This window comes from Mesorhizobium sp. M1E.F.Ca.ET.041.01.1.1 (genome assembly GCF_003997355.1).
GTDB lineage: Bacteria > Pseudomonadota > Alphaproteobacteria > Rhizobiales > Rhizobiaceae > Mesorhizobium.
This window is the reverse complement of sequence record NZ_RZSL01000089.1, coordinates 1-16,003: the sequence shown is the minus strand read 5'-3', so window position 1 is coordinate 16,003 and position 16,003 is coordinate 1. Positions and strand designations below refer to the sequence as shown.

The window sequence follows — 16,003 nt, the reverse complement described above, 5'->3', positions numbered from 1 at the left end:
ATCTTGTCGTGGTCGGCGAGCTCCTCGGCCAATTTCTCCGGCGCGTGCTTCTCGTCGGAAAGCCGAGCGGTGTTTTCTTCACCCATGATCGGCGAATAGGTCCGCCGCCAGGACCCTCCGAGCAACCGCGATACCTCTGCCAGGTCGTTCTTTGCCATCGCCCTGATCTGCACCATTGCAATCTCCTTCGCTTGCCGGCGCAAGGCGGCGGCGCGGCCCACCTTCTGCGGCCCTGCGCGAATGCCTGGCAAGGCCGGCCGCCGGATCACTCGAACGGGCTGACAAGGCGAAGTGTTCCGATGCTGCACTGCACAAGTTCGCCTGGCAGCGCGGCAGCCGCTGCTTGTCCTCCCACCATCCTGAATAAGCCCATGATTACAGTGCGTTGAAATTAAGACAGGCGCCGAAAAATTCCGGGTTTCGGCCTTGAAACCCCTAGGCGCCAGACTAGTTCGATAGACGCGCGCGGCCCAGAAGAGGGCGTTCGCGGAGGGAGGGTTCCATGGTTGCCAAGGAAGTGAAATTCCACACCGAGGCCCGCGACAAGATGCTGCGCGGGGTCGATATCCTGGCCGACGCGGTAAAGGTGACGCTCGGGCCCAAGGGCCGCAACGTGGTCATCGACAAGTCGTTCGGCGCCCCTCGCATCACCAAGGACGGTGTGACGGTGGCGAAGGAAATCGAACTGGTGGACAAGTTCGAAAACATGGGCGCACAGATGGTGCGCGAAGTGGCGTCGAGGACCAGCGACATCGCCGGCGACGGAACCACCACCGCCACGGTCCTTGCTCAGACCATCGTGCGGGAAGGGGCGAAGGCCGTCGCCGCCGGCATGAACCCGATGGACCTGAAGCGCGGCATAGATCGCGCCGTCGAGGCGGTCGTGGCCGAGATCAAGGCCAATGCCCGCAAGGTGACCCGCAACGACGAGATCGCCCAGGTCGGCACCATCTCGGCCAATGGCGATGCCGAGATCGGCCGCTTCCTGGCCGAGGCGATGCAGAAGGTCGGCAATGAAGGCGTCATCACCGTCGAGGAGGCCAAGACCGCCGAAACCGAGCTCGAGGTCGTCGAGGGCATGCAGTTCGATCGCGGCTATCTCAGCCCCTATTTCATCACTAACCAGGACAAGATGCGCGTCGAGCTGGAGGAGGCCTATCTGCTGATCCACGAGAAAAAGCTCTCCAACCTGCAGGCGCTGCTGCCGATCCTTGAGGCGGTGGTGCAGTCGAGCAAGCCGCTGCTGATCATCGCCGAGGATGTCGAGGGCGAAGCTCTGGCGACGCTGGTCGTCAATAGGCTGCGCGGCGGATTGAAGGTCGCCGCCGTCAAGGCGCCCGGCTTCGGCGACCGTCGCAAGGCGATGCTGGAAGACATTGCCATCCTCACCGGGGGTCAGGTCATCTCCGAGGATCTCGGCATCAAGCTGGAGAATGTCACGCTCGAGATGCTCGGCCGCGCCAGGCGGGTGACCGTCGAAAAGGAAACCACCACCATCGTCGATGGCGCCGGTGGGAAGGAGGAGATCCGGGGCCGCGTCGCCCAGATCCGGCAGCAGATCGACGAGACCACCTCAGATTATGACCGCGAGAAACTGCAGGAACGGCTGGCTAAGCTCGCCGGCGGCGTGGCTGTCATCCGCGTCGGCGGCTCGACAGAGGTCGAGGTCCGGGAGCGCAAGGACCGGGTCGACGACGCGCTGCACGCCACACGCGCGGCGGTCGAGGAAGGCATCCTGCCCGGCGGCGGCGTCGCGCTGCTGAGAGCCGTAAAGGCGCTCGACGGGGCCGTCGTCGACAATGCGGACCAGAGGACCGGCATCGAGATCGTGCGCCGCGCGCTGGAAACGCCGGTGCGCCAGATCGCCGAAAATGCCGGCGCAGAAGGCTCTCTCATCGTCGGCAGGTTGCGCGAAAGCGGCGAATTCTCCTTCGGCTGGAACGCGCAGACCGGCAACTATGGCGATCTCTACGGCCAAGGCGTGATCGATCCCGCCAAGGTGGTGCGCACCGCGCTGCAGGACGCCGCCTCCATCGCCGGCCTGCTCGTCACCACCGAGGCGATGGTGGCGGAAAAGCCGAAGAAGGAGACCGCTCCGGCAATGCCGCCCGGAGCGGGAATGAATTATTGAGCCAGCCACTTCGCCATCCCCCGGCTTAGGCCGTGGGTGGCGAAGCTCAGGGGCTTTCGCAATCACGACCTTGCCGGAACGATCGCCGCCGTTGCGCCAAAATTGACTCCCCCGCCGCTCTCCGCCATCCTTATATCCGCCGCCCTTCACGCGGCAGCATGTTCAGAGTGAGGCCATGGCCAGTCCCGTCGCCAGAGAAAATTCCCGCCGCGCCGCGGTGAAGAAGGCGCTCGACCGCCACAAGGTCCATGTCACCGCGCAGAGCTTTTCCGGCGGCACCTACAGCGCGCGCGTGCTGGTCGATGGCGAGGCCTATTGGGTCGACGAGTTCCGGCTTGACCAGCTCAGGCAGGGGTTGACGCCCGCCGAGCTGGAATTGACGCCGGCCGCCGACGATTGAGCGTGGCTGCCGTCGTCTCGCACTGCGCCGGAAAATCCGAAATGCTGGCAGGACAGAGGGGGGTGTGACGGAACGCGGCCTTTGCCATTGTCTGCTCTGCGCCTTGGCGCCTAACCCATGCCCTCCAAGCTCAAATCCTACCGCGCCAAGCGAGAGTTCAGCCGCACGCCGGAGCCCACTGGCGGACTGATCGGCGAGGGCGGCAACCGCTTCGTCGTCCACAAGCACCACGCCACCGCCGACCATTACGACCTGCGCCTCGAAGTCGGCGGCGTGCTCAAAAGCTGGGCGGTGCCGCGCGGGCCTTCGCTCAACCCGGCCGACAAGCGCCTCGCCGTCGAGACCGAGGACCACCCCATCGAATATATCGACTTCGAGGGCGTCATCCCCGAAGGCGAATATGGCGGCGGGCCGATGATCGTCTGGGACACCGGCACCTGGGCGCCGATGGAGGATGTCGAAAAGAGCCTCAGGACCGGCGCCTTCAAGTTCCGGCTGGCCGGCCAGAAGCTCAATGGCGGCTGGATGCTGACCAGGCTGAAGCCCAAGCCCGGCGAGGACGAGAACAAGAAGAACTGGCTCTTGTTCAAGGAGCGCGACCTCGCCTCCGACACCAAGCTGGACATTCTGGAGGCGCGGCCGGAAAGCGTGAAGTCCGGCCGCCGCATTGAAGAGCTGGCGGCGCCGCGGAAGAAGCCGCAGCGCCTGCCGCCGAGAGCCGGCTCATTGAAGCCGGGCACGCTGCCTGGCGCCGTCAAGGGCGACCCGCCGACCCGCATCGAGCCGCAGCTCGCTACCCAGGTGACGGAGCCGCCGGGCAGCGAACACCCCGCACAGAAAACCCGCGAGCTCTGGCTGCACGAGATCAAGTTCGACGGCTACCGCACCATGGCGCATGTCATCGATGGCGAGGTGCGGCTGATCACTCGCGGCGGCATCGACTGGACGAAGCGCTATGGCAATCTCCCGCAGGCCTTCTCGCGCCTGCCGGTCAGCCGGGCGATCATCGATGGCGAGATCATGGTTCTCGACGAGAAGGGCATCTCGCGCTTCGCGCTGCTCCAGGACGCGCTGGCCGAGGGCGCCGGCTCGAAGCTGCATTTTTACGCCTTCGATCTTCTCCACCTCGACGGCTGGGATCTGCGCAAGGTGCCGCTGCAGAAGCGTAAGGCATTGCTTGCCGAACTGCTCGCCGGTCAGGCCGCCAATTCCGCCATCCAGTACAGCGACCATGTCGAAGGCGACGGGCGAGGTCTATACGAACAGGCGACGGAACTGGGGTTGGAAGGCGTCGTCTCCAAACGCGCCGACGCCATCTACCAGAGCGGCCGCACCAAGAGCTGGACCAAGATCAAGGCGCAAAAGACAGGCGATTTCGTCATCGCCGGCTACACTGTCTCCGACCGGGCGGAGGGGCTGGCGGCGCTCGGCATGGCCGAGTTCGAGGATGGCGAATTGCATTATCGCGGCAAGGTCGGCACCGGCTTCGACCGCGACATGGCGACGGACCTGCTCGCCAGGCTGGAGCGGCTGACGGCCGGCGCCACGCCGCCCGAAGGCGTGCCGCGCGAGATCATGCGCGAGATGCACTGGGTCAAGCCGCTGCTCTCGGCCCGCATCCACTACGCCAACCGCACCGCCGACAATGCCTTGCGCCACGGCGTCTTTCGCGGGTTGCGCGATGTCGGCGGCCTGACCACGCCGGTGCCGGTCAAGCGCAAGCGGCTGATCGCGGAATCCGACCTTGCCGCCATTTGGGTCACCAATCCGGAGCGGCGGCTTTTCGGCAAGACCGGGCCGACCAAGCTCGACATCGCCGTCTACTACGCGCTGGTCGGCGATTTCATGCTGCCGCACATCATCGGCCGCCCGGTGTCGCTGGTGCGCTGCCCGACCGGCAAGCCACAGGACTGCTTCTTCCAGCGCCACGCCTTCACCGGCATGCCGCCATCGGTAGCGGTGTTCGAGTCCACCAATTCGGAAGGCGAGACCAAGACCTATCTCTCGGTCGAGGACGCCAAGGGCTACCTTGCGCTGGCGCAGTTCGGCGTTGTCGAGTTCCACACCTGGGGCGCGCACCGCACCAGGCTCGACAAGCCGGATCAGATCGTCTTCGACCTCGACCCGGGCGAGGGGATTTCCTGGCGCGAGGTGGTCGAGGCTGCCGTCCACATCAAGGGTGGGCTGGAAAGCCTCGGCCTGGTGCCGTTCGCGAAGACCTCCGGAGGCAAGGGCATCCACATCACCGTGCCGGTGACGGAGAAGCAGAATTGGAAGAAACTGCACCAGGCCTCGAGCGCCATTTCCACCTTTCTCGCCGCGACCGCGCCTGACACCTTCACCACGACGATGGGCAAGGAAAACCGCAGGCGCCGCATCTTTATCGATTTCCACCGCAACGCCCGCGGCCACACCTCCGCGGCGCCCTATTCGCTGCGCGCCCGCACCAATTTGCCGGCCTCGACCCCGGTGAGTTGGACGGACCTGGAGACGATCGACGCGCCGGAGGATCTGAACTACGCCTCGCTGCCAGGGCTCTTGGAGACGTCGGGCGATCCCTGGGCGGAGATCGATGAGGCTGCGAGGGATTTGCCTTCCCGTTTTTCGTCATTCTAGGGTCTGCGCGCGTCGCTTCGCTCCTTGCTTCGCCCTAGAATGACGAAGCATCAAGGCTTTCGGCCAATCGCCAGCGTCTCAATCCCTCTCCATCGACGCTTCCTACAATTTGAACTATCCTCCGGCCCAATCCGCCCCAAAAACACTTCGTCAGCAATTTGCATGTACCATCAGGGGTCGGTGTAGGATTTCCGCAGCCTCATTCGTCCTTCGGACGAAGCGCTGCAATTAACCGTCAGTGCATGGCCGCGTAGGAGTTCATCATGGCGCCCAGGGCAAGTTGGAAAGGTTATCTCAAGCTCAGCCTCGTCAGCTGTCCGGTTCGGCTCTATCCGGCCACCAGCGCGAGCGAGCGCATCTCGTTCAACCAGTTGCACAAGAAGACCCACAACCGCATCAACATGAAGCCGGTCGACCCCGAGCTCGGCCTGGTCGAACGCTCGGATCTGGTAAGAGGCTACGAATACGAGGACAAGCAGTACATCATCATCGATGATGCCGACCTCGACGCGGTGAGGATCGAATCCAACCACACGATGAACATCGAGGCCTTCGTCGACGAGGACGAGGTCGATGTCATTTACCAGGACTCGCCCTATTATCTGGCACCCGACGGCGCCATGGCGGAGGAAACCTTCGCCGTGCTGCGGGAAGCCATGCGCAAATCCGGCAAGCTGGCGATTGCGCGCCTCGTTCTCTCCAGCCGTGAGCGTGTCGTGACGATCGGCGCGCGCGAGAACGGCATGTTCGTCTGCACCTTGAGGAACCCCAACGAAGTGCGCGGCACGGCTGAATATTTCGGCAACATCCCGGCGGGTAAGCCGGACCCGGAAATGCTGGAGCTTGCCCAGGCGCTGATCAAGCAGAAGGAAACCCACTTCGATCCGAAGAACTATGAGGATCGCTACGAAGTGGCGCTGATGGCGATGATCCGCGAGAAGCTGAAAGGCCACAAGCCGATCATCGCGGCGGCACCGGAGCGCGGCAATGTCATCAACCTGATGGATGCGCTGAAGGCGAGCCTGTCGCAGCAGGCGAAGCCGCCGGCCAAGTCGAAGAGCAAGGCCGAAGAGGCGCCGGCCAAGCCCGCCAGGAAGGCGGCCGCCGGTGGCGGCGCGCCTGAGAATCCGCTGAAGGCGAACCTGTTGAAGGCCGTCGGCAAGAGCAAGAAGTGACTGGAGGGCCGGCGATCGTTCCCGGCGCCGTCTTCGGCGTCGTTGGCGCGTTTGTAGCCTTTCCGCTCAGGCTCGGCGCGCGCGAGGTCGAGCGCCGACATGCCGAGCTGAGGCGCGGCGTCACGCGCCGCACCACGCATGTCGTGTTCGGCCGCGCGCTTCTCGTCAAGCCGACGAAGGCCGACGACGCCGAGATCGAGCGTCGCGCGAAAGCCGAGCGCGGCGCCGGGCGTGCGCTCATCAGCGAGAACGGGTTTCTGCGCCTGCTCGGGCTGATGAAAGCGCCGGAGGCGTCCTCGCTTTCCAGGCAATCTCTCATCGACCAGTCGCGGCTTACCGGCGACGATCTCGACATGCTGTCGCTGTTCGACGCCTTCGAGCATGATGCCGAGCCTTACTCCTTCCGCGACCTGATCCTGGCCCGCAAATATGCGGGGCTGATCGCCAGCGGCGCCACCTGGGGCGCGATCGCGCGCTCCGTCCACCGCTCCGGCCCGGTTGCCTCGCTCACCGCCAAGTCGCTCAACCTTGGCTCGCAGCATGGCAGGCCGGATGCGATCTATCTCGACGATGGGATGAGCGAACTCGACGGCCAGCTCCTGTTCGATCTCGGCTCACCGGAAGACGACACGATTGAGGAGTTGTTCGCCGAGGCCGAAGCCGCGGAAGAGGGGGGGCGCCACGACGACGCGGCCGCGCTCTACCAGCGCTGCCTGGCGATCGATCCCAAGGATGCCATCGCCGCCTTCAACCGCGCCAACTGCCTGCGCGGCGCCGGCCGTGTGGCCGACGCCGCGCACGACTACGCCCGTGCGATAAAACTCGATCCGGGCTTTGTCGAAGCCTGGTTCAATCTTGCCGGGCTGATGAGCGACGAGGGCAAGGTGGCGTCGGCGAGAAGGCATTTGCAAAAAGCGATCGCGCTCGACAAGGCCTATGCCGATCCGGTGTTCAACCTTGCGCGGCTGGAATTCGACGCCGGAAATCTGAATGAGGCCCGCCGGTTGTGGGTGCGCTATCTCGAGCTCGATGCGGGGTCAGAATGGGCAAGGCTGGCGCAGAAGGGGATACAGTTCGTGGACCTGCACATGGCGCGCACGGCGGGGTGAGCGCCTCTCCTCCTCCCCTTGTGGGGGAAGGTGGATCGGCGCGCAGCGCCGAGACGGATGAGGGGTGTTGGAAGGAATGAGACGCTGGTGATCTTGTCGTTTGCCGGGAAATCGATGGGCGTGTCCGCCAAGCTGGAGCACCCCTCATCCGACCGAGCTTCGCTCGGCCACCTTCTCCCACAAGGGGAGAAGGGGTCGCCCACGCCGGAGACGCCATGACCTACTTCCTCTTCGACGGCCCCGAATCCGCCCCCGTCACCATCCTGCTCGCCCACGGCGCCGGCGCGCCGATGGATTCCGCCTCGATGGCCGCCACTGCCAAGGCGCTTGCCACCGCCGGCTTTCGCGTCGCGCGCTTCGAGTTCCACTACATGGCGGCGCGCCGCTACGGCCACCGCAAGCCGCCGCCGCGCGCCGAGACGGTGAATCCCGAATACATCAAGGCGATCGCCGATCTGCGCGCCAAGGGCGTGACCGGCAAGCTCATCATCGGCGGCAAGTCGATGGGCGGGCGCGTCGCCTCCATGGTCGCCGACGAGATGTTCGCCAAGGGCGAGATCGCCGGCCTGGTCTGCCTCGGCTATCCCTTCCATCCGCCCGGCAAGCCGGAGCAACTCCGGACAAAACACCTCGCTGACTTGAAGACCCCGACACTGATCTTCCAGGGCACGCGCGACGAGTTCGGCACGAAGGACGAGGTCGCGACCTACGGCCTGTCCGAGGCTATTCAGGTGGTCTGGCTGGAGGACGGCGACCACGACCTGAAACCCCGCAAGGCGGTGTCGGGGTTTTCGACGGCAGATCATCTGAAGACGGTGGCGGAGACGGTGAGGGCCTGGATCGCGGGCTGATTGCGCCGACGAGTCTGACTTGAATGAAACTCGCCACCTTCAACATTAACAACATCAACAGCCGGCTGGAAAACCTTCTCGCCTGGCTGGCCGTCGCCAAACCCGATGTCGTCTGCCTGCAGGAGCTCAAGGCGCGCGACACGCAGTTTCCGTTGACCCGGCTGGCGAACGCCGGCTACGGCGCGGTGTGGAAGGGCGAGCCTACCTGGAACGGCGTCGCCATTCTCGCGCGCGGCGCCGAGCCGGTGCTGACGCGCGACGCGCTGCCCGGCGACGATGGCGACCGGCAGGCGCGCTACATCGAGGCGGCGGTCGACGGCATCGTCATTGCCTGCCTCTATGCGCCGAACGGCAATCCGCAACCGGGGCCGAAATTCGCCTACAAGCTCGCCTGGCACGAGCGCTTCGCGGCCCATGCCAGCGAGCTTCTCGACACCGGCCTGCCGGTGGTGCTCGCCGGCGACTACAACATCGTGCCCGAGCCGCGCGACATCTACCAAACCCGCTCCTATGACGACAACGCGCTGGTGCAGCCTGAAAGCCGCGCCGCCTTCGCCGCGCTCATCGAGCAGGGCTGGACGGATGCGCTGCGAAAAGTCTTCCCGAAGGAGGAGAAGCTCTACACTTTCTGGGACTACCGCCGGAACCGCTGGCCGCGCGACGCGGGGCTGAGACTCGACCACGTCCTGTTGTCGAAGAAACTGGTGCGCAAGCTGAGAGGGGCCGGCATCGATCGCGGGGTGCGTGGACAGGACAACGCCAGCGATCACGCGCCGGTGTGGGTGGAGGTGGCTACCTGACCTTCTCCCACAAGGGGAGAAGGGCAAGTCGGCGCTGTCCCTCCAGCATTTCAAGGCCTGCGCTTAGCGTTTAATCAGTGGTGGTTGTGCGGCATCGACGTCCCACGCTAGTTTTGCAAGTCATAAAAAGGGGGGGCAGACTTTATGCTTTTCATCTTGAATATTTTTGTCCAGCCATCGCTCGCCCGCCATGGCTAATACCCTCATCCTTCTCGTCTCGGCCCTCTTCCTCGCCGGCGCGATCGCTCTCATCATTCTCGCCCGGCATCTCCATCGCACGCGCCGCAAGGCGCGCGGCAGCGCCGATCCCGCGCGCGATTATGCGCCCCGCACCAACTGGAGCGGCGGTCGCGGAACGCTCAACTATTCCTCCTTCGTCTTCATGGATGTCGACGGCGACGGGAAATTCGGAAAGGCCGACCGCCCGATAGGCGGCATCGTGGTGCGGGCCTATGACGAGAAGGGCGCCTTCCTCGCAGCGGTGCGCACCAACAATGGCGGCTTTGCCAATTTCGTCATGTCGACAAAGAAGCGCCGCGCGGTCCTGCGCAAGCCTGGAACCTACCGCTTCTGCGTCTCCGTGCCGAAAGGCTGGCGCGTCAGCACCGGCAACGAGAACCAGTCGCTGAGGCTCAGCGGATTGCCAGGCTCACCCGCCGGCCTGGTGGGAGAGGATCTGCCCGCGATGGTCGGCCTCTCGCCAGCGCGCTTCGTGCGCGGCATCGCGGAGGCCGAGGCAACGCTTTCGCTGCTGGGCAAGGGCAGGCTGCTGGAGACCAGGCCGATCGCGCCCGGCAGCTTCCATATCGATCTTCCCGCCGAGGCCGACACGCTTGCGATTGCGGGCTCGGGTCTTGACCGGCGCCTCGCGCTCTCGCCCTATCCGGCCGATCTAGGCCTTTTGCGGCCGGGCGCGATCGCCGCCAAGGCGGCGCTCGAGACGGTCGGCTTCGACGACGTCACCGCGCTGCCCTTCCAGAAAGTCCCTTCCGGCCATGGCGGGCTCGACTGGCGCAACCTCAACGCCCTGACGAGCCAATATGTCAAGGACAGCGAGGGGTATCTCAACGGCAATCTCTCTGGCGGCCATGTGACCTACACCAGCAGCGGCCATCCGGCGGAGTTCGGCCGTGCCACGCCCTTCGGCTTCCATTCGGCGATGCTCGCCGCCGCATGGCTGGCCTCGGAAGGCGAGGTGGCGCTGGTCGAAAGCTGGCTCGGCGACGATCTCGTCGCCAGCGACGAGATCGTGCTTTCGGCGCTGACGCCGGTCCATTACGCGCCGATGCTGAAGGCGGTGACGCGCGTGCGCATCTCCACGAAGCACTACTGGCAGGCTGTGCTGGATGAACTGGTGCTGGCGCGGTGAGGCCGGTCTTCGCCCAGTTTATCTGCCACTGACGGGCCTTATGCGGAATTGCCGTAGTCTTGCCCTTCTGGCGAGGATCGGCTCCACAGCCCTGACAAGCACAAAGGAGCGACATCGAGAACGATGCCGCTCCTCAACTGCGCCGCGGTTCAACTGCGCCGCGGTGCGAATTCGATCAGCCTCGAGAGGGGGCGTTCAGCGCCGTGACTGCCGAAAGCTTGCCCTTGCGGACGACGGTCGGCTTCTCGTATGTCTTCTTCACTGTCTAAATCCTCCAATTATCCTGAATGCAAATTCACCGGCAGGCATCAACGCGCCGTGCCAGAACACCCTAGCACGAGCCGATCAGGCTCTTCCGTACCTGCAGTGGTTAAGTCGGCGTGGAAAGCGACTGCGCTACAACCGACGAAAGCCGGCCCTTTTTCACCAGGGAAGGCCTCTCGTAAATCTTCTTCATGCCAAGCTCTCCTGAAAATCCCCGCCGGATAATGTCATAGGGGGCATTCTTGTCAACCAAGCCGGCTGGTAGTCCAGTCTATTCTTTGGAAATGTGGCTTTCTGCTCACAGGTTGGCCGGTCACCATGCGAAAGACAAAGAACCGCGCGCACCAAGCACCGGGATATTGGTTCGCAGTCCGGGTAATCCGAACAACGGCCGCAAGCTGGATGGAAAAGACAGGCCTCGCCAAGGCATATTTATCTTATCTCGTGTGATGCCTCACACTTAGCCTTGGCAAGAAGCTCGGCTAGAGCGGCGGACTTTCATGTGAGTCCATAGCCTGCGGCAGTGAAGTAGTTTCTGCATTCTGTTGGAGAGAAGAGATTGCAGATATCGCCGATGGCCTGCCACAGGGCGTCGATGGTTCTGATGGCCCTTGCGCGCAGATGCGCCTTGAGCTTGGCGAAGGCCATTTCGATCGGGTTGAGATCGGGGCTATAGGGCGGCAGGAAGAGCAGCCATGCGCCTCTGGCCCGGATCGCTGCTTCAGCGGTGGGGCTCTTGTGGGCAGCGAGATTGTCGAGGATGACGACATCGCCCTTTGCCAGCGTCGGAGCGAGCTGCGTTTCGACGTAGGTCTCGAAGATGCGGCGGTTCATTGGCGTGTCGACGACGAAAGGGGCGGTGAGCCCATGGCAGCGCAGCCCGGCGATGAAGGTCTGCGTCTTCCAATGTCCGAACGGTGCCTTTGAGCGCAACCGCCGACCCTTCAGGCAGCGACCGCGCGGGCGCGTCATCTTCGTCGTGGTTCCGGTCTCGTCAATAAACACCAGCCGATGTGGCTCAAGCCGCATCCGCGGCTGGCGTTTGGCCCGCCACTCCTGGCGCGCCTTGCTGATGTCGGGTCGATCTTGCTCGCTGGCCAGCAGCGTTTTTTTTGAAGCGGTAGCCGTTCCTGATGAGCCAACGTGAGATCGAGGCGGGAGCGACCTGGACGCCTGCAGCAGTAACCAACTCGGCGGCAAGCTCCGGCATGGTGATGTCGTCCTTCTCGGCCACACAACCAAGCAGGAACGCACGATGCGGGTCGAGCTTGGAATGGCGGCGACCCCCGCTGGCTTTGGGCGCCAGGCTCTCGGTCTTTCGATAGTTCCTCATCAGGATCACGACGAACGAAACCGACACCCCAAAATGTGCCGCCGCCGCACGCCGCGAATGGCCAGCCTCGACAAACCGTACAACGCGTTCACGCAAATCGAGCGAATAAGGCTTGGGCATGGCAAATCACCTCCATAAGGAAGTGAATCACAAACCCAACATCAGTGGAATCTGGAGGCTTCTGTGAGGTCCGTTGGCTCGACGGAGCCGCTTGGCACGACGTCGGACCTCATTGCAAGCCGGATTGAACGGAGCCGCGGGTCGGTCTGGCGCTATGGGGATTGTAGCCCTGCGGAGCGGTGGGGATTGTCTTTGCCAGGCTGATGAACGGCGTTCGCGGTTCGACCACAGCGATGGACAGCATGGCGGAAGGCAAAACCGTGATGGCGTGAACCGTCAGACAGGTAGCAGTGGCCTGTACCGCTGGTCTGGCTGCTTGCGGCTTTGTGCGATGGGGCAAAGGTCTGGGTGCCGGCGCGCAAGGCGACGGGTGCCGAACCAGACGATGTGGACGCACTCGGCGTGATCATGAGGTGTCATTCCAGAAGGGGGTCGGCGCCTGCCCGCATCGCCAGGTGGCGAGCGTGACCATCGCCCCTCCGCAGCATGGGCAGCGATGCGTCAACGCCAGGCGCCCGGCGGCGACAGCGGCGCTTTCGGCACTCGGTTCGAGATTGTTCTGCTGTTGGCTGGCCAGCAGTCGGCGGCACAGGCCGAGCTTGGCGGCGCGATGACCGTTGGCGAGGAAGCCGTAATGACGGATGCGGTGGAAGCCGTCGGGCAGCGTGTGCAGGAGGAAGCGGCGGATGAACTCATCGGCATCGAGCGTCATGACCTTCGTCCTGCCGCCATGACGATAATCCCGCCAGCGGAACGCGACGCGATCGTCGGCCATGCTGACCAGCCGGGAATTGGCGATGGCGACGCGATGGGTGTAGCGGCCGAGATAAGCCAGTACCTGTTGCGGCCCGCCGAAGGGCGGCTTGGCGTAGACGACCCATTCGAGGCGACGGACTTCATCGAGCAAGCGGGCGAAGGCGTCGGGCTTTGCCAGGTGGGCGAGATCGCCGAAGAAGCCCAGCCGGCCCGCATCATGGGCCACTCGCAGTTCCTCCAGGAAGCGGCGGCGAAACAGGCGCGACAGCACGCGCACGGGTAAAAAGAATCCCGGCCTGCACGAGATCCAGCGTGCGCCGTCGGGCGAGACGCCACCGCCCGGCACGATGCAATGCAGATGGGGATGGTAGGTGAGAGTCTGGCCCCAGCTGTGCAGCACTGCGATGAGGCCGATCTCGGCGCCCAGATGTCTGGGATCGGCGGCGATCGTGCGCAGCGTCTCGGCCGCCGCCTTGAACAGGATCGTGTAGAGCGCCGTCTTGTTGTGAAAGGCGATCGCGGCGACCTCGACCGGCAGCGTGAACACCACGTGGAAGTAGGGCACCGGCAGCAGCTCGTCCTGCCGCGCGGCGAGCCAGTCCCGGCAGGCTTGGCCCTGGCACTTGGGGCAATGCCGGTTGCGGCAGGAATTGTAGGCCACGCGAATCGACCCGCAGGAGCGGCAGCCCTCGACATGACCGCCCAGTTCGGCGGTCCGGCATAGCTCGATCGCGCTCATCGTGCGGCGCTCGACGCGCCCGAGATGGCCGTCATGGGCCTGTCGATACGCCTCGCCATAGCGGCGGAAGATATCCGCCACCTCCAGTCTCGCCGGCATGGGCGGGACCGGATCAACCCGGCGGCACGACCTCGACGTTCAGCCGGTCGAGCGGGCTCGTCGTGCGCCGGATGAGGCCATTCGAGACCCTGGTGTAGCGCGCCGTGCTCGACAGGTTGTTGTGGCCGAGCAGAACCTGGATGATACGGATGTCGGTGCCGTTCTCCAGAAGATGCGTGGCGAAAGAGTGCCTGAGCGTGTGGACCGTCACCCGCTTGTCGATGCCGGCGGCCGCACGCGCCGAGCGACAGGCGGAATACAGCACCTGCACATCGATAGGGCGATCGGCGCCGCGCCCGGGAAACAGCCAGTCCTGCGGCTTCGCCAGCCGCCAGTAGATCCGCAGGATGCGCAGAAGCTGCGCCGACAGCATCACGGTGCGGTCCTTGCCGCCCTTGCCATGCTCGATCCGGATGACGCCGCGACCGCTGTCGATGTCGCCGACCTTTAGGCCGACGGTCTCCGAGGCGCGAAGTCCAGCAGCGTAGGCTGTGGTCAGGGCCGTGCGCGTCTTCAGGCTCGGGACCGCTTCCAGGAACCTGACCACCTCGTCGGCGCTCAACACCACTGGCAGCGTGCGTGGTAAGCGGGCGTAGACAATGCGCTCCGGGATCTCGGCATGGCCCAACGTCACGCCGTAGAAGAACCGCAGTGCGCACACCGTCTGGTTCAGCGCCGGCCACGAAATCCCCGTTGAAACCAGATGCACCTGGAAGGCGCGCACGTCCTCAAGGCCAAGCCGGTCAGGGGAGCGGCCAAAGTAGCGCGAAAACTTCGCCACCGCATGCACGTAGGATCGCTGGGTGGCCGGCGACAAATTGCGGATCGTCATGTCCTCGATCATGCGCCGGCGAAGAGGGCTCAACTCGACCATCTCATTGCTCCTGTTCTCGAGATTGCGCTTCAACAGCCACAATCCTTCAAAACAGAAGCGTCACCCGCAAACCGATCCGCCAAATGCCGCGTTAGCGGCTTCGTTCAATCCTTCACGATTCAACCTGAACGTCCGACGCTCTAGGATGTTGAAGCCGCTTCGGTCATCGGACGGGCGGCCGCGGGGGGCGCTGATGAAAAGTTCGACCGACAGGCTGCTGGCGCTGGCGATGCTCGTCGTCGGCTTCGCCTGCTTCGCCAAGCTCTATCTGGCGCTGGGCGGCGAGCCGCCAGCCACGACGCGCGCCGGGATCTTGGGCGCGGCAGGCGTGCTCTCGGTCCTTGCCGGGTTTTTGTTCCTCGCGGGCCTGCTGCCGGCGGCGGCAAGGCATGATCCTTCCGCGCCTCTCTTCGGCCGTGACGCCGAGGTGGCGCCCGCCGGACGTCCCACGCTGCGCCGCATCGCGCTTGCCGTGCCGGTGCTTGCCCTGCTCGTAATCGTCGCCGACCAGCCCGGCCCGTGGCGGTCGTCCGACGGCGAAGCGGCCGCACCGACCGAGCCCAAGGAGGTCGCCGTCGTCCCCGCGCAGCCCGCGGAGCCTGTGCCGGCTCAGGCTCCACAGCCGGCTACCCCTGCTCAGGAATCGGTGGCGAGGCCGCCCGCCGAGCCTGTTGCGGCGCCTGCCCGGCCGACGCCCCTGACCGAGGTGCCGCCCGACCTGGCGCGCGCTCCGCCAGCCCAGCCGTCGACGCAGCAGGCTTCCCCGGCGCCCACGGAGCCCGCCCAGCGGACAGCGCTGGCTCCTCCTACGCCACCCGAAACGGTCGCTCCGCCTCCGCCGACGCCTCCGGCCCGGCCGACCGCGCCCGAAGGCCATCGCGACGCCGTCGTCTGGCTGGCGGTCTCGGCCGATGGGCACGAGATCATGAGCGCCAGCACCGACCGCATGATCAAGCTCTGGGACATCGACGGCAAAAGGCTGATCCGCGACCTCGGAGCCCACAAGGACATGGCGCGCACGGCGCTCTTCATGCCGGACGGCAAAACCGCGCTGACCGCCGGCGACGACGGCGAGATCGTGCTGCGTCAGCTTTCCGACGGCGCGGTGCTGCACGTTTTTTCGTCAGGCCTGAACGGCGGTGTCAACAAGCTGGCGATCACCTCGGACGGCAAACGTGCGGTCAGCGGGCATAACACCATGGGCAAGGTCATCGTCTGGGATATCGAGAAGGGCTCCGCGCTGCATGTGATGGCCGGGCACTTCTGGCCGGTCAGCGCCGTCGCCGTCTCCCCCGACGGCACCCGCGCGCTCACCGCCAGTATCGATGGCGAACTGAAGCTCTGGGACATCGTCGCCGGCAGAGAAC

The 16,003-nt window shown here is 64.9% G+C and carries 13 protein-coding genes and 1 pseudogene; 9 read left to right on the top strand and 5 right to left on the bottom strand.

Annotation, left to right across the window (positions count from 1 at the left end):
- Positions 1-221, bottom strand: a pseudogene (locus EOA38_RS10460) (hypothetical protein); the annotation flags it as partial.
- Between the two features lie 281 nt (positions 222-502).
- On the opposite strand from EOA38_RS10460, the gene groL reads away from it, so the two are divergent.
- The 8 genes from groL (at position 503) to EOA38_RS10420 (ending at position 10,451) form a co-directional block, all read left to right on the top strand.
- Positions 503-2,131, top strand: coding sequence for a chaperonin GroEL (groL, locus tag EOA38_RS10455; RefSeq protein ID WP_126094566.1), 1,629 nt, complete (start codon positions 503-505; stop codon positions 2,129-2,131).
- Between the two features lie 175 nt (positions 2,132-2,306).
- Positions 2,307-2,531, top strand: coding sequence for a hypothetical protein (locus EOA38_RS10450; protein WP_126094565.1), 225 nt, complete (start codon positions 2,307-2,309; stop codon positions 2,529-2,531).
- A 117-nt stretch (positions 2,532-2,648) separates the two neighbouring features.
- Positions 2,649-5,147, top strand: coding sequence for a DNA ligase D (gene ligD, locus EOA38_RS10445; RefSeq protein WP_127299136.1), 2,499 nt, complete (start codon positions 2,649-2,651; stop codon positions 5,145-5,147).
- A gap of 263 nt (positions 5,148-5,410) precedes the next feature.
- Positions 5,411-6,322: a Ku protein gene (locus EOA38_RS10440; protein WP_126094563.1), complete on the top strand. Its 912-nt coding sequence runs from the start codon at positions 5,411-5,413 to the stop codon at positions 6,320-6,322.
- Entirely contained in the window at positions 6,319-7,431 is a 1,113-nt protein-coding gene (locus EOA38_RS10435; protein WP_245468526.1) for a tetratricopeptide repeat protein, read from the top strand. The genes EOA38_RS10440 and EOA38_RS10435 overlap by 4 nt, the downstream gene beginning before the upstream one ends.
- 215 nt (positions 7,432-7,646) lie before the next feature.
- Entirely contained in the window at positions 7,647-8,282 is a 636-nt protein-coding gene (locus EOA38_RS10430) for an alpha/beta fold hydrolase (protein ID WP_126094562.1), read from the top strand.
- Between the two features lie 23 nt (positions 8,283-8,305).
- The gene (locus tag EOA38_RS10425) at positions 8,306-9,082 is read left to right on the top strand and encodes an exodeoxyribonuclease III (RefSeq protein ID WP_126094561.1); all 777 of its coding nucleotides are present in this window, start codon (positions 8,306-8,308) and stop codon (positions 9,080-9,082) included.
- Between the two features lie 190 nt (positions 9,083-9,272).
- Positions 9,273-10,451, top strand: coding sequence for a hypothetical protein (locus EOA38_RS10420; RefSeq protein WP_126094560.1), 1,179 nt, complete (start codon positions 9,273-9,275; stop codon positions 10,449-10,451).
- A gap of 175 nt (positions 10,452-10,626) precedes the next feature.
- On the opposite strand, the gene EOA38_RS10415 is transcribed toward EOA38_RS10420, so the two are convergent.
- The 4 genes from EOA38_RS10415 to EOA38_RS10395 all read right to left on the bottom strand — a co-directional run bounded on the left by EOA38_RS10415 (position 10,627) and on the right by EOA38_RS10395 (position 14,636).
- Positions 10,627-10,713 carry a lasso RiPP family leader peptide-containing protein gene (locus EOA38_RS10415; protein WP_126095956.1) on the bottom strand — a complete coding sequence of 29 codons (87 nt, stop codon included), beginning with the start codon at positions 10,711-10,713 and terminating at the stop codon, positions 10,627-10,629.
- Positions 10,714-11,213: 500 nt separating this feature from the next.
- A protein-coding gene (locus EOA38_RS10405; protein ID WP_245464853.1) for an IS630 family transposase occupies positions 11,214-12,168 on the bottom strand; the annotation gives its coding sequence in 2 pieces (ribosomal slippage) (positions 11,214-11,850 and positions 11,849-12,168; 957 coding nt in all).
- Positions 12,169-12,574: 406 nt separating this feature from the next.
- Positions 12,575-13,762 carry an IS91 family transposase gene (locus tag EOA38_RS10400; protein WP_127299135.1) on the bottom strand — a complete coding sequence of 396 codons (1,188 nt, stop codon included), beginning with the start codon at positions 13,760-13,762 and terminating at the stop codon, positions 12,575-12,577.
- Between the two features lie 13 nt (positions 13,763-13,775).
- Positions 13,776-14,636 carry a site-specific integrase gene (locus tag EOA38_RS10395; protein WP_126094674.1) on the bottom strand — a complete coding sequence of 287 codons (861 nt, stop codon included), beginning with the start codon at positions 14,634-14,636 and terminating at the stop codon, positions 13,776-13,778.
- A gap of 193 nt (positions 14,637-14,829) precedes the next feature.
- Here EOA38_RS10395 and EOA38_RS40940 point away from each other — a divergent pair.
- Positions 14,830-16,003, top strand: a 1,174-nt coding sequence (locus EOA38_RS40940; protein WP_127299134.1) for a WD40 repeat domain-containing protein, incomplete at its 3' end; no start/stop codon positions are given.